General features: G+C 43.8%; 18 protein-coding genes. 11 read left to right on the plus strand and 7 right to left on the minus strand.

Translation table 11 applies throughout. The annotated features are described in order from the left end of the window. Positions 1–507 precede the first annotated feature (507 nt). From leuA to ED652_RS06560, 5 genes are all read left to right on the plus strand, one after another. Entirely contained in the window at positions 508–2,055 is a 1,548-nt protein-coding gene (gene leuA / locus ED652_RS06540; protein ID WP_065207191.1) for a 2-isopropylmalate synthase, read from the plus strand. A gap of 97 nt (positions 2,056–2,152) precedes the next feature. Further along, positions 2,153–3,244 carry a 3-isopropylmalate dehydrogenase gene (gene leuB, locus ED652_RS06545; protein WP_102298541.1) on the plus strand — a complete coding sequence of 364 codons (1,092 nt, stop codon included), beginning with the start codon at positions 2,153–2,155 and terminating at the stop codon, positions 3,242–3,244. Positions 3,245–3,361: 117 nt separating this feature from the next. Continuing rightward, a complete protein-coding gene (gene leuC, locus ED652_RS06550; RefSeq protein ID WP_054547852.1) occupies positions 3,362–4,774 on the plus strand; it encodes a 3-isopropylmalate dehydratase large subunit in 1,413 nt (470 codons plus the stop codon). 14 nt (positions 4,775–4,788) lie between these two features. After that, positions 4,789–5,391: a 3-isopropylmalate dehydratase small subunit gene (gene leuD / locus ED652_RS06555; protein ID WP_122053938.1), complete on the plus strand. Its 603-nt coding sequence runs from the start codon at positions 4,789–4,791 to the stop codon at positions 5,389–5,391. Positions 5,392–5,599: 208 nt separating this feature from the next. Beyond that, the gene (locus ED652_RS06560; protein ID WP_122053940.1) at positions 5,600–6,382 is read left to right on the plus strand and encodes a DUF547 domain-containing protein; all 783 of its coding nucleotides are present in this window, start codon (positions 5,600–5,602) and stop codon (positions 6,380–6,382) included. Between the two features lie 100 nt (positions 6,383–6,482). On the opposite strand, the gene ED652_RS06565 is transcribed toward ED652_RS06560, so the two are convergent. Together ED652_RS06565 and djlA are read right to left on the minus strand one after the other, a co-directional pair. After that, a complete protein-coding gene (locus ED652_RS06565) occupies positions 6,483–7,028 on the minus strand; it encodes a DUF924 family protein (RefSeq protein WP_122053948.1) in 546 nt (181 codons plus the stop codon). Between the two features lie 57 nt (positions 7,029–7,085). Continuing rightward, the gene (gene djlA, locus ED652_RS06570; RefSeq protein ID WP_122053949.1) at positions 7,086–7,940 is read right to left on the minus strand and encodes a co-chaperone DjlA; all 855 of its coding nucleotides are present in this window, start codon (positions 7,938–7,940) and stop codon (positions 7,086–7,088) included. Between the two features lie 149 nt (positions 7,941–8,089). Between djlA and lptD the strand changes: the two genes are divergently transcribed. From lptD to ED652_RS06600, 6 genes are all read left to right on the plus strand, one after another. Further along, complete coding sequence (gene lptD, locus ED652_RS06575) at positions 8,090–10,423, plus strand: LPS assembly protein LptD (RefSeq protein ID WP_122053951.1); 2,334 nt, start codon at positions 8,090–8,092, stop codon at positions 10,421–10,423. 43 nt (positions 10,424–10,466) lie between these two features. Then, entirely contained in the window at positions 10,467–11,762 is a 1,296-nt protein-coding gene (surA, locus tag ED652_RS06580) for a peptidylprolyl isomerase SurA (protein WP_122053952.1), read from the plus strand. Continuing rightward, the gene (pdxA, locus tag ED652_RS06585; protein ID WP_162929924.1) at positions 11,752–12,741 is read left to right on the plus strand and encodes a 4-hydroxythreonine-4-phosphate dehydrogenase PdxA; all 990 of its coding nucleotides are present in this window, start codon (positions 11,752–11,754) and stop codon (positions 12,739–12,741) included. Before surA ends, pdxA begins: the two co-directional genes overlap by 11 nt. Next, on the plus strand, positions 12,738–13,553 hold the full coding sequence (gene rsmA, locus ED652_RS06590) for a 16S rRNA (adenine(1518)-N(6)/adenine(1519)-N(6))-dimethyltransferase RsmA (protein WP_009847826.1): 816 nt from the start codon (positions 12,738–12,740) through the stop codon (positions 13,551–13,553). The genes pdxA and rsmA overlap by 4 nt, the downstream gene beginning before the upstream one ends. 81 nt (positions 13,554–13,634) lie before the next feature. Further along, positions 13,635–14,015 (plus strand): Co2+/Mg2+ efflux protein ApaG, encoded by a 381-nt coding sequence (apaG, locus tag ED652_RS06595; protein ID WP_009847827.1) that lies wholly within the window; start codon positions 13,635–13,637, stop codon positions 14,013–14,015. A gap of 29 nt (positions 14,016–14,044) precedes the next feature. After that, positions 14,045–14,848: a symmetrical bis(5'-nucleosyl)-tetraphosphatase gene (locus ED652_RS06600; protein WP_122053956.1), complete on the plus strand. Its 804-nt coding sequence runs from the start codon at positions 14,045–14,047 to the stop codon at positions 14,846–14,848. Between the two features lie 71 nt (positions 14,849–14,919). Here ED652_RS06600 and folA read toward each other — a convergent pair whose 3' ends face one another. From folA to rpmA, 5 genes are all read right to left on the minus strand, one after another. Continuing rightward, positions 14,920–15,399 carry a type 3 dihydrofolate reductase gene (gene folA, locus ED652_RS06605; protein WP_099167444.1) on the minus strand — a complete coding sequence of 160 codons (480 nt, stop codon included), beginning with the start codon at positions 15,397–15,399 and terminating at the stop codon, positions 14,920–14,922. A 40-nt stretch (positions 15,400–15,439) separates the two neighbouring features. After that, positions 15,440–15,913 carry a threonine/serine exporter family protein gene (locus tag ED652_RS06610; protein WP_065113131.1) on the minus strand — a complete coding sequence of 158 codons (474 nt, stop codon included), beginning with the start codon at positions 15,911–15,913 and terminating at the stop codon, positions 15,440–15,442. Next, a complete protein-coding gene (locus tag ED652_RS06615; protein WP_122053958.1) occupies positions 15,913–16,680 on the minus strand; it encodes a threonine/serine exporter ThrE family protein in 768 nt (255 codons plus the stop codon). Before ED652_RS06615 ends, ED652_RS06610 begins: the two co-directional genes overlap by 1 nt. Before the next feature lie 169 nt (positions 16,681–16,849). Then, the gene (cgtA, locus tag ED652_RS06620) at positions 16,850–18,022 is read right to left on the minus strand and encodes an Obg family GTPase CgtA (protein ID WP_009847831.1); all 1,173 of its coding nucleotides are present in this window, start codon (positions 18,020–18,022) and stop codon (positions 16,850–16,852) included. 326 nt (positions 18,023–18,348) lie between these two features. Next, positions 18,349–18,606, minus strand: coding sequence for a 50S ribosomal protein L27 (gene rpmA / locus ED652_RS06625; RefSeq protein WP_004735905.1), 258 nt, complete (start codon positions 18,604–18,606; stop codon positions 18,349–18,351). Positions 18,607–18,623: the final 17 nt, after the last annotated feature.

The following is an 18,623-nucleotide window of genomic DNA, read 5'->3' on the forward strand; positions in this document are numbered from 1 at the left end:
GTAGAAGAATAATTACTCACTATTTAATCAAGTGATTAATTAATCTAGTCACGCTTGTGATTTTTTTGGTGAATCGTTCCATTAAAAAGATTTACTACAAAGTTTTAACCTACACATCAGCCAAACGATAAACTAACCCGCCAATACAAAACCACCAATCAGCCCATTAACCTGAGAACAAGATAAAAAACAGCACAAACCAAACCAAAACACTGCCAATGTACGCTGATATTGGATTTTCTTGTTTGACGCTCAGAATAAATTACGGTAAATATGGTGTTAACAGTTTATTTACGGATATTTGTGTAATGATTTTTTCTTCTTCTCTACTGCTGAAACTTCTCCTTATCGTGAACCAATCGCGCGGGTAAGTTGTGGGTCAAGAACTACACAAATATTAAAACCCGCACTGAGCGGGTTTTTTTGTAACTGGCACTTTTAAAAGAACATCATTCTTAATAATAATTTGGATAGCAATCGATTCACTATCGATATAAGGAAGCACCCATGAACGATCAAGTAATAATTTTTGATACGACCTTACGTGACGGCGAGCAAGCATTGGCTGCAAGCCTTACGGTAAAAGAGAAGTTACAGATCGCTTATGCCCTTGAGAGACTGGGTGTCGATGTTATCGAAGCTGGCTTCCCTATCTCTTCTCCAGGTGATTTTGAATCGGTTCAAACGATTGCAAAACACATCAAAGGCAGCCGTATTTGTGCACTTTCTCGTGCCGTAGCGAAAGATATCGACGCCGCTGCAGAAGCGCTTAAAGTTGCTGACCAGTTCCGTATTCATACCTTCATTTCAACATCAACGGTTCACGTACAAGACAAATTACGCCGCAGCTACGACGATGTTGTCGAGATGGCAGTGAAAGCCGTCAAACATGCGCGTAACTACACTGACGATGTGGAGTTCTCTTGTGAGGATGCCGGTCGTACCCCTATTGATAACCTATGTCGCATGGTTGAAGCCGCGATTAACGCGGGCGCGAAAACCATCAACATTCCAGACACCGTTGGCTACACAGTACCGAATGAGTTTGGTGGCATTATCAAAACGCTATTCGATCGCGTACCCAACATCGATCAAGCGATCATCTCTGTTCACTGTCACGATGACTTAGGTATGTCGGTTGCGAACTCAATTGCTGCTGTGCAAGCGGGCGCTCGCCAAATTGAAGGCACAATCAATGGTATTGGAGAACGTGCGGGTAACTGTTCTCTAGAAGAAATCGCAATGATCATCAAAACTCGCCAAGAGTTGTTAGGTGTTCATACTGGTTTGGATCATAAAGAGATTCACCGTACCAGTAAGCTAGTGAGCCAACTTTGCCACATGCCAATTCAAGACAATAAAGCCATCGTTGGTGCAAATGCATTTAGCCACTCTTCAGGTATCCACCAAGACGGCATGCTTAAGAATAAGAACACTTACGAGATCATGACGCCTGAGTCTATTGGCTTGAAAAACAAAGCATTGAACCTAACAAGCCGTAGTGGCCGAGCGGCTGTTAAGAGCCACATGGACGCTATGGGTTATAAAGACAATGAGTACAACCTAGATTCATTGTACGAAGACTTCTTGAAGCTTGCTGACCGCAAAGGACAAGTGTTCGATTACGACCTAGAAGCACTAATGCACTTCGCGAACCTACGTGACGAAGATGACTTCTATAAACTTAACTACCTAAGCGTACAATCTGGTAGTGTTATGTCTACCACCAGCATCAAACTGCAATGTGGTGATGAAGAAAAATGCGAAGCGGCTGTCGGCAATGGTCCTGTTGACGCTTTATACCAATGTATCTACCGCCTAACGGGCTACGAAATCGCGTTGGATAAATTCGACCTTACTGCGAAAGGTGAAGGCGAAGATGGCTTAGGCCAAGCTGATATCATTGCTAACTATAAAGGCCGTAAGTACCACGGTACGGGCGTTTCAACCGATATCGTTGAAGCTTCTGGCCAAGCGTTACTACACGTTATTAATAGCATTCAACGCGCAGACACCATTGCTGAAATGAAGCAACAAAAATTCGCGACAGTTTAAGACCCCAATAACAGAGCGCTAGAGCCGATGTTGTTGGCTTTAGGGACAAAATTTAAAACGAGCCAAACCGCTCAGTAACAAGAATTAAAGGATTAACATGACAGATAAATCATACAAAATTGCCGTACTACCTGGTGATGGCATTGGCCCAGAAGTAATGCAACAAGCACATAAAGTGTTAGACGCGATCGAAAAGAAGCACGCGATTAGCTTTTCTCGCGAAGAGTATGATGTTGGTGGTATTGCAATTGATAATCACGGCTGTCCACTTCCAGAAGCAACAGTCACGGGCTGTGAAGAATCTGACGCGGTACTTTTTGGCTCAGTTGGCGGTCCTAAATGGGAACACCTTCCACCAAACGATCAACCAGAGCGTGGTGCCCTACTTCCGCTACGTAAACACTTCCAACTGTTCTGTAATCTACGTCCTGCACAAATCCACAAGGGTTTAGAGTCTTTCTCTCCTTTACGTGCTGACATTTCAGGAAACGGTTTCGACATCGTTGTTGTTCGTGAACTAACGGGCGGTATCTACTTCGGCCAACCTAAAGGTCGTGAAGGCGAAGGCGCAACAGAGAAAGCCTTTGACACTGAGGTTTACCACCGTTACGAAATCGAACGTATTGCGAAGATTGCTTTTGAATCTGCTCGTCTACGTAACAAAAACGTTTACTCAATCGATAAAGCGAACGTTCTACAAAGCTCGATCCTGTGGCGTGAAGTGGTTGAAGAAGTAGCGAAAGACTACCCAGACGTGAAACTAAGCCACATGTACATCGATAACGCGACCATGCAGCTAATCAAAGATCCATCTCAGTTTGACGTGATGCTTTGTTCGAACATCTTCGGTGACATCATCTCTGATGAGTGTGCAATGATCACAGGCTCTATGGGCATGCTTCCTTCTGCAAGCTTGAACGAAAGTAACTTCGGCCTATACGAACCTGCAGGCGGCAGTGCTCCAGATATCGCAGGTAAGAACATCGCGAACCCAGTAGCGCAAATTCTTTCTGCAGCGCTAATGCTTCGCTACAGCCTAGGCGAAGAAGCGGCAGCGCAAGACATCGAAACAGCGGTATCTAAAGCACTTTCTGCAGGCGAGCTAACCGCTGACCTTGCAGGAAAAAACCAAGCGCTGACTACCTCAGAAATGGGTGACAAGATCGCTGAGTACATCTTAGCTTCATAAGCTAGATACTTAGATTAGAAGCAAGTACATAAGAATAATATCAAGCCAAGTCAGCTTAAACCGCATGGCTTGGCTAGAAACAAACACTGGGACTGATGCTCCCAAGGAAGAAAAGCTATGTCGACAAACCAGCAAGCAAAAACCTTATACGAAAAAGTTTATGACGCTCACGTTGCGGTTGCAGCGAAGGGCGAAACGCCAATTCTTTATATCGATCGCCACTTAGTCCACGAAGTAACGTCACCACAAGCCTTTGATGGCCTGCGTGAAAAAGGTCGTAAAGTTCGCCAAGTAGGCAAAACTTTTGCAACCATGGATCACAACGTATCGACACAAACTAAAGACATCAACGCTTCTGGTGAGATGGCTCGTATCCAAATGGAAACGCTATCGAAAAACTGTGAAGAGTTTGGTGTCACGCTCTACGACCTAAACCACAAATACCAAGGTATTGTGCACGTAATGGGCCCTGAGCTAGGTATTACTCTGCCGGGCATGACCATCGTATGTGGTGACTCACACACAGCAACACATGGTGCATTTGGTTCATTAGCATTCGGTATCGGTACTTCAGAAGTTGAGCACGTTCTAGCAACTCAAACGCTAAAACAAGCTCGCGCTAAAACCATGAAGATCGAAGTAAAAGGCAAAGTTGCTGAAGGCATTACAGCAAAAGATATCGTACTCGCGATCATCGGCAAGACAACAGCCGCTGGCGGTACAGGCTACGTAGTTGAATTCTGTGGTGAGGCAATTACTGACCTTACAATGGAAGGTCGTATGACGGTATGTAACATGGCAATCGAGCTTGGCGCTAAAGCAGGCTTAATCGCTCCAGATGCAACGACATATGAATACATTAAAGGTCGTAAGTTCTCTCCACAAGGTGAAGACTTAGAAGCAGCAATCCAATACTGGGATACGTTAAAAACCGATGCTGATGCAGAGTTCGATGCGGTTGTTACACTAGAAGCAGCAGACATCAAACCACAAGTGACTTGGGGCACTAACCCAGGTCAGGTGATCTCAGTAGACACACCAATCCCTGCACCAGAAAGCTTCGCAGACCCTGTTGAAAAGGCATCTGCAGAAAAAGCGCTGGCTTACATGGGTCTTGAAGCGGGTAAATCTCTATCGGATTACAACGTTGATAAAGTCTTCGTAGGTTCTTGTACTAACTCGCGAATCGAAGACATGCGTGCAGCTGCAGCAGTAGCGAAAGGCCGCCAAGTAGCGAAACATGTTCAAGCATTGATCGTTCCGGGTTCTGAGCAAGTAAAAGCACAAGCTGAAGCGGAAGGCCTAGATAAGATCTTTATCGAAGCAGGCTTTGAATGGCGCCTACCGGGTTGCTCTATGTGTCTTGCAATGAACAACGACCGTCTAGGTCCACAAGAACGCTGTGCTTCTACATCAAACCGTAACTTTGAAGGTCGCCAAGGCCGTGATGGTCGTACGCACCTAGTTAGCCCTGCAATGGCAGCCGCAGCGGCTATCGCTGGTCACTTTGTCGATATTCGTGAACTTTAATTAGAGGATTTAACATGTCAGGTTTTCAACAACACACCGGATTAGTCGTTCCTCTAGATACGGCCAACATCGATACTGATGCGATCATTCCAAAGCAATTTCTACAGAAAGTGAACCGTATCGGTTTTGGTAAGCACTTATTCCACGATTGGCGTTTCCTAGATGACGCAGGCCAACAGCCAAACCCTGAGTTTGTGATGAACGCTCCGCGCTACCAAGGTGCTTCAATCCTGCTTGCTCGTGAAAACTTTGGTTGTGGCTCATCTCGCGAACACGCACCGTGGGCACTTGCTGATTACGGCATCCAAGTGATGATTGCACCAAGCTTTGCAGACATCTTCTACGGTAACTCTATCAACAACCAAATGGTTCCTGTTCGATTGACTGAGCAAGAAGTGGATGAGATTTTCCAATTCGTAGAAGCGAATGGAGGAGCAGAGGTCACAGTTGATCTAGAAGCAATGAAAGTGAGCGCAAATGGCAAACAATACTCGTTTGAAATTGATGAGTTCCGTCGTCACTGCTTACTGAATGGTTTAGATAATATCGGCCTAACGCTTCAACACGCAGATAAGATTTCAGAATTTGAAGCTAAAATTCCTAGCTTCCTGAAATAAAGCGATCTTTAAATAGAGCAAGCGATTTCAAAAACACCTAAAAGGTTGGCCTAGTGCCAACCTTTTTTATTTGAGTAAATTTTGCTTGGACTAAACTTTGTTGTTTAACTTAAATGGTTTATTTAGCTCACATATTTATTTAACTAAAGAACCATGAAAGAAAATCGTAAAGCATAAGGTCTTAGTAGTCAGTCATCAGGAGAATGCCATGAAACAACTACTTTTTATTGTCAGCCTACTTTTCTCAACCTTAGCTTTGTCTGCGCCTAAATCCGATCTTTGGCCATACTGGAATCAAAGCAACGAAACCAATCTAGAACAGGTATCTCATCAAGATTGGCAGCTGTTCCTCGACAACTACTTAGTTCAACAAGGTCAAAACACCCTAGTTCGCTACCAAGCAGTGAACACTGCAGATAAGACCAAACTCAAGCAGTACATAAGCCGACTTGAACAGATTGACCCATTCGACTATCCAAAAGCTGAACAGTACGCCTATTGGGTTAACCTATACAATGCAGTGACTGTTGATTTGATTCTTAATGCATACCCAATTAAATCTATCACTAAGCTCGGCGGACTGTTTAGTTTTGGACCGTGGGGAGATGATGTAGTGAAGGTAAATGGAAAGTCGCTGACACTCAATGATATTGAACATCGAATCCTAAGACCTATTTGGCAAGATCCGCGTACGCATTACGCGGTGAATTGCGCGAGTTTAGGTTGCCCTAATTTACAGCCTCAGGCCTTTACTACTGACAATACAGAAATGTTACTAGAACAAGCGGCGACCGAGTTTATAAACAGTGATAAAGCTGTACTAGTCAACAGCAATGACCTTGAATTGTCATCCATTTACGAATGGTTTGCTGTGGATTTTGGTACAGAGAATCAGCTCATTCAGCACCTAGACCAGTATCGAACAAAGCCGGTGACGAACACTAACAAAATCAACTATGACTATGATTGGTCACTTAACAAAGCGAACTAGTTTTAACATTAAAACTAATGAATCAAGCTAAAAAAAAAAGAGGCTAGAGGTTTTTATTAACCTCTAGCCTCTTTTTATCTATTGAACCGGATTTCAACAGTTAAAAGCTTGAACCCGGTTGCTGTAAGAACTCAACCTCTTCGGAAGTCGAAGCTCTCCCTAACACCTCATTACGGTGAGGGTAGCGACCAAAACGCTCGATGATGACCTTGTGCTTAAACTCAAAATCAAGATTATGTTCTAATCCCGTTTGAGAAAAGAGCTCCACGGCTTGTTCATGGACTAACAGAGACTCACTGTGCATATAAGGCATATACAGGAAGCTTTTTTGTTGCTCGTTAAGCTGGTGATCAAAACCACCCGATACCGCCTCTTGGGCTAGAGCCAACGCCATTGGGTCAGCCGAAAAAGCTGTAGGACTACTTCTACCAATATTTCGAGAAAACTGATCCAGCACGATAATTTCAGCCAATCGTCCTTGTGCGTTTTGTCGCCATTCAAATAGCTCACCTTGAGCCGCTGCCTTGTGCACCTCAGCAAATCGAGACTCTATCAAAACATCAATTTCTTCGCCGCCAGTAAACCAGTCTTTTGGCGTCAATTCATCGAACCAAAACTCTAGAACATCCTGATACGTTACCGTCATATAATTCCCTTTAATAAAAACCGAATCATTTAATAGTATGACTCGGTCTATGTTCGATTACTTAAAACCTTTAACCTTCTTTATTAGGTCATAAGCATTTTGAATTTCTTGCGATTTCTCTTTCGCGACATTCATCATTTCTGGTGGCAACCCCTTCGCCATCAGTTTATCTGGATGATGTTCATTCATCAGTTTACGGTAGGCTTTCTTCACCTCTTTGCCTTCGGCACTTTCACTCACACCAAGAACCTTATATGCGTCGCCAAGTTGGTTCTGTTGTGAAGCTTGTTGCCAACCTGATGACTGCCCATGCCCTTGACGGCCACCAAAGCTTCCACCTTGCTGTTGGAACCGGAACGCTGCTTCTTGCATCTGCAAGCGGCGTTCTAGCTGCTCTGCAGAAAATCCAAGGCCTTGCGCTATCTTATGCAGAACTTGGCGTTCACTCGGGTGCAAGCTGCCATCAGCAAATGCTGCGGATACTTGTAGCTCTAAAAAGAACTGCAGGAGATCAAAACGGCCACCCGATGAGATCTTCACACGCTCAAGTACATCACTTAATGGAAAGTCACTCTCTTTGCCGTCACGGAAGGCATCTTGGGCTGCTTTCCGTTGCTCGCCATGCAGGTTCATACGCTCCATCATTGTAGAAGCGAGCTGAATCTCTTCCGGAGTTACCTGTCCCTTAGCTTTAGCAACATGTCCCATAACCGCAAAAGCCGCTTTAAAGAACTCGTTTTGCCTTTCTGCTTGGCTTGGTCCACGACCAAAACCAGAACTATTGAACCCCGATTGGTTTAAACGTCGAGCCTTATCAAATTGATGCCCCAGAAATAAGCCAAAAACTAAACCAAGCGGACCTCCAAATAAAAAGCCAAAAAAAGCGCCCAAAATTTTGCCAAATATTTGCATTATGTGTTCTCTATCTATGAATTTTATCTGAGTAACGCTGTCTGATGATGCTGAATGCTAATATTTCCTTTATCATAAGGAAAATGCTTTATTAATTGGATTGATACTAGATCAACCCTTCATCTAGTGACACAGGATAGTTCAACTTCATGCAATCTTTTTCCCGCACCTTGTTAGCCGCGTCTATAAGTACGGCATTGTACGTGTCGACAACTCAAGCTGAAACAATCACCGATAGTAGTGTGCAGGAAATGCCCTCTATAGATCAATGCTTGATCGAACCCGCTGCCGAAAACGAGACACAACTGCCCGCTCATGTGGAATCAGATCGCTTAGAGGCTATCAATGGTGACAAGGCAATATATTCAGGTGATGTAAGAGTTACGCAAGGAAATAAAACCATCCTTGCTGATAATGTAACGCTTCACCAACAAGAAAACATCGTTGTAGCTGAAGGCAACGTAAACTTTAGTGACGGTCAAATTAAGTCTATCTCAGACAAGGCGACCAATAATCTCACTACCGATGAAATGACGCTTGAGAACACCGATTACGAATTCCTTTGCGAGCCCGGTCGCGGAGATGCTGTTTATATCGCAAAAACAGGCAAAGCGGTTTATGAAATTGAAGATGGTTCGATCACCTCTTGCCCAATTGGTGATAACGCTTGGCGCCTAAGAGCATCGAGCATCAGCGTCGATCAAGACGAAGAACAAGCCACCTTTTATAATCCACGTTTTGAAATTCAAAGTGTCCCAGTATTTTACTTACCCTACTTAACGGTACCTGTCGGCGACACACGTAAAACTGGTTTCTTGTATCCAACGGTTTCATACGGTTCAAGCGATGGTTTTGAAGCTGAAATCCCCGTTTATTGGAACTTGGCACCAAACTACGACTTGGAAACCACTTTTAAGTACATGCAGGAGCGTGGTACACAACTTAACAGTAAATTCCGTTACTTAAGCGATTTTGGCTCAGGTAGTATCGAGTCTGAATATTTGCCGGATGACAAAAAATACTCAGAAAAAGGCGACCGTTGGGGTGCTCAACTCCAGCATTCAGGGATATTCCAGCAATCGTGGTTGTTTGAAGTCGACTATTCAAAAGTCAGTGATATTGATTACTTTACCGATCTAAGTTCTGGTATTGGTAACCGTGAAGATGGCCAGCTACTTCAGGAAGGCCGAGCGACATACCGTTCCCAAAACTGGGATGCATCGGTACTTGTTCGAGATTTCCAAGTTCTGACTACAAGCAATAACCTACCTTACCGCCTAATGCCACAGCTAGAGTACAATTACTATGCTCCTGAGGTGATGGAGTACTTAGACTTCGACATGATCAGCCATGTATCTCTGTTTGATACAGATGCTTCAGGTAAGCCTTCTGCGACTCGTGTTCACGTTGAGCCAGGGATCACGGTCCCTGTAGGCAATACCTGGGGCACATGGACAACAGAAGCTCGACTACTTGGTACTTACTATCAACAAGACCTTGATGGCGTTGATACAGGTGCGGGTTCTGATTATGAAGGCTTAGAAGAATCGGTAAGCCGAGTTATTCCAGAGTTTAGAAGCCACGCAGGTATCGTCCTAGAACGCGACACCACTATTGTTGGCAACTATACTCAAACACTCGAACCGCAAGTCCAGTATCTTTACGTGCCAGAAGAAGATCAAAGCGATATTGGTCTTTATGATACTACGCTGTTACAAACCGATTACTACGGCCTATTTAGAAGCCGTAAATACAGTGGTGTAGACCGTATCGCATCTGCGAATCAAATTAGTTATGGTGCATCGTCTCGTTTCTTCGATGATGAGTATAAAGAGCGTTTGAATATTTCTTTTGGTCAGATTTTTTATATCGATAAAGATACAAAACAGACTTTAGACAACGACGACTCTGATAAGAAAACTAATTATTCGTCTTGGGCTATTGAAATGGATTTCAACTATGATGACTATCTGTTCTACCATGGTGGCGTGCAATACGACATCGATACCACTGCGATGCAACTTGCAAACAGCACATTAGAATATCGCTTCGCAGGCGGTTACATACAAACCAACTACCGCTATGTAACAGAAGAGTACATAAATGAAACTGTAGATTTTGACGTATCATCAATTACGAGGGATGGTATCTCACAAGCAGGTCTACTCGGTGCCTACCAAATTTCGCCAAAGTGGAATACCAGTGCTCAATATTTCTATGACTTAACCACACAAGAAGATCTAGAGTGGTTAGCTCGTCTGAACTATAAATCAGATTGTTGGTATATCGGCTTTACCTATAGTAACCGTTTGACGAATAACATTAGCGATCCAAATACTACGCCTGAATATGAAAATAACTTCAGTGTGAACTTCGGTATTGTTGGCTTTGGTACTAATATCGGCTCTGACTCCGGCGCGGTTGGGGAGAGCAGCTCTGACAACTCTCTAAGCTATGGTCGCCCATTCTTCTTAAACAACTAATTTTCTTTATTGATAAAACATCAGTAAATTTAAAGGACTACACATGACATTGTGGAAACACACATTAATTGCTATCGCAGCAGTTTGCACTGTATCAACGAGCTACGCAGCACCGGTTGAGCTCGATAGCGTAAAAGTGATCGTTAACGAAGGCGTTATCTTACAAAGTGACATCGACGCTTCAATGAAAACACTGCGTGCAAATGCTAAAAAAAGTGGTCAAACATTACCGTCACAAGATGTACTGAATGAGCAAGTTCTAGAAAAGCTGATCATCGATACAATTCAAACTCAAGAAGCGGAACGTATCGGTGTTCGTATTGATGATGCTCGACTTGATCAGGCGATTGAAGACATTGCAAAAGATAACAAACAAACAGTACAACAACTTACTGCATCGGTTGCTGAAGAAGGCCTGAGCTACAACGCATTTCGTGAGCAAGTAAGAAAAGAGATTGCAGCCAGTGAAGCTCGTAATGCCTTGGTTCGCCGTCGTATTAATATCCTTCCTGCAGAAGTAGACAACCTAGCGGACATCTTAGCGCAAGAAACCAATGCGACGGTTCAATACAAAATTGGCCACATTCAACTTCGATTCAATGATGACCAAACCAAAGAAGAGTTAGAAGCACAAGCGACAGATTTAGTGGAAGAACTAAACAGCGGAAAAGACTTCAGCACTATGGCTTATACTTACTCTAAAGGCCCTAAAGCACTACAAGGTGGTGATTGGGGTTGGATGCGTAAAGAAGAGATGCCTACGATTTTTGCAGACCAAATCAAAATGCAGAACAAAGGCAGCATCATCGGTCCTTTCCGAAGTGGTGTTGGCTTCCATATTCTAAAAATTGAAGACGTAAAAGGTTTGGAAACCGTTGCAGTTACCGAAGTTAATGCACGTCATATTTTGATTAAACCAACGGTTATCTTGAGTGATGACGGTGCGAAAGAGCAGCTTGAAGAAATCACGCGTCGCGTAAACGCAGGTGAAGCGAGCTTTGGTGACCTTGCACAGCAATACAGCCAAGACCCAGGCTCAGCCGTTCAAGATGGCGAGTTAGGTTACCAAACTCCTGATTTATACGTACCTGAATTCAAGCACCAAGTAGAAACGCTACCTGAAGGAAAAATCAGTGCACCATTCAAAACGGTTCATGGCTGGCACATTGTTGAAGTGCTTGATCGCAGAGAAGTAGACCGTACAGATTCAGCTTTAAAGAATAAAGCATACCAAATTCTATTTAACCGTAAGTTCAACGAAGAAGCTGGCGCTTGGCTGCAAGAAGTAAGAGCGAGTGCTTTTGTTGAAATGGTTGAGGATGACCAAGATGACAACTAAACGCCTTGTCATTACGGCAGGTGAACCTGCGGGGATTGGGCCAGATTTAACTCTGGCTCTATCTCAAGAAAGCTGGCCACATCAGCTCGTCGTTTGTGCGGACAAAACCCTACTAGCAGAGCGAGCAGAAATGTTAGGGATTGAGGTTGAGCTGTTGGACTACGACTCAACAGCGCCTAAGCAACCTCAACGCTCTGGAACACTGGTAGTAAAACATGTTCCACTCGCTGAAGTCGCCGTTGCGGGTCAACTTAATGAAGCGAACGGCCACTGCGTATTAAATACATTAGAAACCGCAGCAATTGGCTGTATGAATGATGAATTTGATGCTATTGTCACCGGCCCGGTTCACAAGGGTGTAATTAACCGAGCTGGCGTTGCTTTTAGTGGCCATACCGAGTTCTTTGCAGAGAAGTCCAATACTCCACTTGTCGTGATGATGTTGGCAACAGAAGGGCTGCGTGTTGCTCTCGTAACAACGCACATCCCGCTAGCTTATGTATCTCAAGCAGTAACCGAAGACAGATTAGAACAAATCATTGCTATTCTGCATAAAGATTTGGTCGAAAAGTTTGCTATAGAGAAACCAACTATTTACGTGTGTGGATTGAACCCACATGCGGGTGAAGATGGTTGTTTGGGTCGTGAAGAGATAGAAACTATCACCCCTACGCTAGAAAAAATTCGCCAGAAAGATGGTATTAATTTAGTTGGCCCATTGCCAGCAGACACCATCTTTAATGAAAAATATTTGCAAGATGCAGATGCTGTTTTAGGTATGTATCACGATCAAGTCCTCCCAGTATTGAAATACAAAGGGTTTGGTCGCTCAGTGAACATCACGCTTGGCTTACCGTTTATTCGCACATCAGTCGATCACGGTACCGCCTTAGACTTGGCAGGGAAAGGCCAAGCCGATACAGGGAGCTTTAGAACAGCGCTCACGCACGCCATTGAATTAGTAGAGAAAAAGCAATGAGAAATGATGTCCACTTAGGGCACAAAGCGCGTAAACGTTTTGGTCAAAACTTCCTTAACGATCCATACATTATTGATGGAATCGTATCGAGTATTAACCCACTACCAGGCCAGAACTTAGTAGAAATCGGCCCTGGTCTTGGTGCGATTACTGAGCCTGTTGGCAAGCTTGTCGACAAGTTCACAGTAATTGAACTGGATAGAGATCTTGCTGAACGTCTGCGTAATCACCCTGATCTTGCTGAAAAGTTAACGATCTATGAAGGCGATGCAATGAAGTTCGATTTCGAACAACTTGTTAAGCCAAACAACAAGCTACGTATCTTCGGTAACTTGCCATACAACATCTCTACACCATTGATGTTCCACCTTTTTGAGTTCCATAAAGACGTGCAAGACATGCATTTTATGCTTCAAAAAGAAGTCGTTAACCGATTGGCAGCGGGCCCTGGTACCAAAGCTTACGGTCGTCTAACGGTTATGGCTCAATATTACTGTAAAGTCACTCCTGTGCTAGAAGTGCCACCAACAGCATTTGTTCCGCCACCGAAAGTAGACTCTGCAGTCGTTCGCCTTCAGCCTTATGAAGTACTGCCTTACCCGGCAAAAGATCTTAAGTGGTTAGATCGCGTATGTCGCGAAGGCTTTAACCAGCGTCGTAAAACAGTACGTAACTGCTACAAGAGCCTAATCGACAAGGAAGTGCTTGAAGAGCTAGGTGTAAACCCTGGCATGCGCCCTGAGAACCTGACGCTCGAACAGTTTGTCGATATGGCGAACTGGTTGCACGACAGTCACAACGCTGACAAATAATCGAAAAAGGCTCCTACACTTCGGTGAGGAGCCTATTTTTTATGTAATACTTAAAGCATACCAACAACAAAAGGTGCGAATATGGATATATCTACGCCTTGTATCAAATGCCAAGTTCATTCTAAATATATAGAAGAACAATCTGAGCCATCTAAGAATCGCTACGTTTTCGCTTACATCATTACCATCAAAAATCTAAGTAAAACAACGGTACAACTTATGTCTCGCCGTTGGCTGATTACCGATTCCAACGGTAAACAACTCACCATAGAAGGTGATGGCGTGGTTGGACAGCAACCTGTGATTGAAGCCAATGACGAATACACATACACCAGTGGCACCGTCATCGAAACCCCAGTGGGAGTCATGCAGGGACACTATGTAATGACCGATCATAAAGGCATTGATTTCATAACAGAAGTCGACCCATTTAGACTGGCTATCCCCAATATTCTTAACTAGTACACATCTACCACTTACAGGAAAATGCTGTGTCGAATTATATTGTCGGAGACATCCAAGGATGCTTCAACGAACTTCAGTTACTGCTTGAAACCATCAACTTTGATAAACAACAAGATACATTATGGGTCGCCGGAGACTTAGTTGCTCGTGGCCCTAAATCCTTAGAGACGTTACGTTTTGTTCGTAGCCTTGGCGGTTCAGCGAAGGTGGTATTAGGTAACCATGATTTACATCTACTTGCGGTATCCTTAGGCCTCTTTTCAGCCAAACCAAAAGACAAGACTCAACCCATTCTTGATGCTGAAGACCGTGACCAATTGCTGGAATGGTTAAGACAACAACCCTTGATGCAAGAGCACCCAGAGTTTGTCATGACACATGCAGGCATCTCACCTCAATGGGACTTGGAACAAGCACGTACAGAGAATCGAGAGATAACGTCATTACTGAAATCGGACCGTTGGCAATGGCTTATCGAGAACATGTACAGCAACACGCCAGACCTCTGGAGCAAAGAGTTACAAGACATCGAACGTTATCGCTATGCGATCAATAGCCTGACAAGAATGCGCTTCTGTTTTGAAGATGGCCGACTCGACATGGCATGTAAGCTACCACCGAATGAAATTACCGATGAACCACTAGTGCCATGGTTTGACCTTCCGCAACGCATAAAGCTCGATAAAACTGTTGTTTTTGGACACTGGGCTGCGCTTGAAGGCTATAACGGAAAAGATGTAATTGGACTTGATACTGGATGCGTCTGGGGAGGAGAATTGACGATACTTCGCTGGGAAGATAAAAAGTTTTTCACTCAAAATGCGCTATAGAGATACGAGATACGAGATACGAGAAGTTTGCGTTACTGTTACAGTAACGCAAACGTTTTTAACTTCAGAGCTTAACGCTCGAGAATCACAAACTCCATGTTGTGTTTATTCTTCTCATCGGCTTGATAAGTTTCACTAAAGCTCTGCTTCCAACCTTCTCCCCAACTAGGGAACTGTGTATCGCCATCAACTTCGAGGTCGATATAAGTCAGGTATAGCTTGTTCGCTTTAGGTAAGCAGCTTTCATAGATAGAACCTCCACCGATGATCATCACTTCATCAACATCACTTACCAGCTCTAGTGCTTTTTCAATCGAAGTTACCGTCGTTACGCCTTCGATTTCTAAACTCTCATCGCGGCTGATTACAACGTTCAACCTCCCCGGTAAAGGACGTCCAATTGAATCGTAAGTCTTACGTCCCATCACGACAGGTTTGCCCATAGTTGAGCGTTTAAACCATGCGAAATCTGCAGGTAAATGCCAAGGCATCTGATTGTCTTTACCAATTACACGGTTGTTTGCCATTGCCGCTATCATACTGATGATCATAAATAGAAAGTCCTGTCCTTACCTGAAAATGAAATTGAAGTTAGACGATAGGTCTACGACGGTAGAATAACAGCCCCGGCACCGCCAAGCCAATCGCTAGCCCCGCGATAATGAACATCGACTTTAAGAAGTTCTCCATCAACATGGCGAGCAACTCTGGGTTATACCCTGCTCTGTTAATTTCTACCATAGCGATCATCGCTTTGAACGCAAAGACTCCTGGTACCATCGGAATCAAAGCGGCGACGGTAAATACCTTTGGGTGCGCCAACAGTTTGTGTGACCAATGAACCCCAATCATCCCGACAATAGTCGCAGCGAAGAACGTTGCCCATTCGATGGGAATGCCGAAATGCATCATTAAGTAACGGCTACCGTGGCCAATGGATCCTCCAAGAGCACAATAGATCAACGCACGTTGTGGCACGTTAAAGACCAGTGCAAAACCGACGGCAGGTATCGCCGCAAAAAACATATCATTCAAAAGGCCGAGCAATAATTCAAAGATAGTCATTAGCTTGCCCACCCCCACACGTCCGAAAGGCTCATCGCCGCAACAATGCCTAAGCTTGTTGCCAACGTTAATAAACTGGCCATGGTGAAGCGTGCTAGCCCCATATTAATATGGCCTTTAAGCATATCCGAAACAGAGTTAATTAAAGGGAAACCGGGTACAAGCATCAGCACAGAAGAAGCCATGACGATAGTGGGTTGGCCACCGATGTTATAAAGAACCGCTTGCGCTGAAATAGTTGTCGTAACAAACGCTGTGATAGCAAAGTTTAATAAGGGGTTAAAATGGCGATGACCAATTTCTTGTCTGACGATCATGCCGCAAGCTGAAGCAATAAAAGTCATCATGAAGACTTGCCAGTCTCCGCCCGCAAGGTGGCTAAAAGAGGCGCACGACAACCCTATCATCACAACCACTAACCAACGGTTGTAGCGCTCGGGGCTGATGTTTTGAATCTTTTTATACGCCAAATCATAATCGAGAATTCCCTTCTCCATCATGATGCAAATGCGTTGAATATCGGTGATAACCTGCATGTTAATGCCACGATCATTACAGCTTCGAGTAGTCGTTATGCAATGATCATCCATTACTGTTGTCACGACCAACGCATTGGCTGACAGTGCAACTTCAACCTCATTCACCCCACAAGCAATACCGATGCGGCGCATAATATCACCGACCAGTGTGCTTTCGGCGCCGTGTGCCAATAACATTTGTCCTGACTGAGCGACTAACCTTGAGATCGCTCTTTGTTTTGATGCCATGATTTCCTTCCCATAGGCGTTAATTATCTAAAGATAAATTTTGCATAAAAAACAACAAGACGTCATGATTTAGATACAAAAAAACCGCAATTTTCATTGCGGTTCAATAAAACTATCAGCGTATCTTAAAAAAAGCGACCAAAGTGCTTATAAGAAACGACGAGGATTATTAATCACGAACATAGATAACATGACCGTCATCTTCTTCGTCATCCCAATCATCCCAGTCGTCGTCATCTTCAGTAACGACATTCTTACCGGCCATCGCATCTTTATGGTAGTCATCCCACATAAAGTTAACTTTTTCTTCTTCTTCAATTGCTTCAACTTCACGAGGTAGGTTCTCCATGAACTCACCCAGTTTAAAGCAAAGATCTTTGGTACCGATCTTGTTTACAGCAGAGATCTTAAAGTACTCGCCTTCCCAACCTAAAGCTTCGACGATTTCTTGAATCTTTTCGTCAGCTTCTTCTTCAGGCATTAGATCAACTTTGTTGAACACTAACCAACGAGGTTTCTGTGCAACTTTCTCACTGTACTGCTCAAGCTCATCGATGATCGTCAATGCATTCTGAATAGGATCAGAACCATCAATTGGTAAAATATCGATCATATGTAGAAGAACACGACAACGCTCAAGGTGCTTCAAGAAACGAATACCAAGACCAGCGCCATCAGCTGCGCCTTCGATTAGTCCTGGGATGTCAGCAACAACGAAGCTCTTTTCAGGGACAACACTAACAACACCTAAACTAGGGATTAGCGTGGTAAACGGGTAATCAGCAACTTTCGGTTTCGCAGCAGATACTGAGCGAATAAAAGTAGATTTACCAGCGTTTGGCAAGCCAAGCATACCAACATCCGCTAGCAGAAGAAGCTCTAAACGCAGTTCGCGAACTTCACCTTTAGTACCCATTGTCTTTTGACGAGGAGCACGGTTAACAGACGACTTAAAACGCGTGTTACCAAGACCGTGCCAACCACCTTTACCAACCATTACTTTTTTGCCATGTTCAGCAACTTCAGCAACGATTTCATTAGTGTGGATATCAACAGCGCGAGTACCTACAGGTACTTTCATCGTCATATCTTTACCACGTTTACCTGTACAGTTACCACCGCGGCCATTTTCGCCACGCTCTGCATTATAAAAACGTTGGAAACGGTAATCGATAAGCGTATTTAAGTTCTCATCCGCTTGAATGTAAACATCACCGCCATCACCGCCATCACCGCCGTCAGGACCACCTTTAGCGACGAATTTTTCGCGCCAAAAGCTTACTGTACCATTACCGCCATCACCGGCTTCTATTTTTACTGATGCTTCATCAACGAATTTCATTTTTTAACTCCGCACTTACGTTGCGTTACCACTCATCAAGGAGTGATATAAATTCTAGCAGATCCGTGTTTAGATCGATCACCTAAGATCTAGATCGATCTGCAACCAAGGAACAAATAAGGAGAGGTTCTTTGCTTTCTATATATAAAAAAACAAACGGCTTCTTAATAAAACCAAACTGTTTCTCAAAAATAAAACGGCTTCTCAAAACCAAAACAAGAGCGTCTACTTTTTTATTCTCGCTATAAATAAAAAACCCTGCCGAATCGGCAGGGCTTTTGAATTCAGCTTGAAAGCTAGTATAAATAATCTAATAAAAGATTAAATTACTCAGCTTCGATGCTTACAAACTTACGGTTTTTAGGACCTTTTACTGCAAATTTCACTTTACCTTCAGTAAGAGCGAAAAGAGTATGGTCTTTACCGATGCCAACGTTTGTGCCAGCGTGGAACTTAGTACCACGTTGACGAACGATGATGTTACCTGCAAGAACAGATTCACCACCAAAACGCTTAACACCAAGACGTTTGCTTTCTGAATCGCGGCCGTTATTAGTAGAACCGCCAGCTTTTTTATGTGCCATTGTTAAACTCTCCTAAT

The organism is Vibrio sp. Evd11, from assembly GCF_900382755.1.
GTDB classification, from domain to species: domain Bacteria; phylum Pseudomonadota; class Gammaproteobacteria; order Enterobacterales; family Vibrionaceae; genus Vibrio; species Vibrio lentus.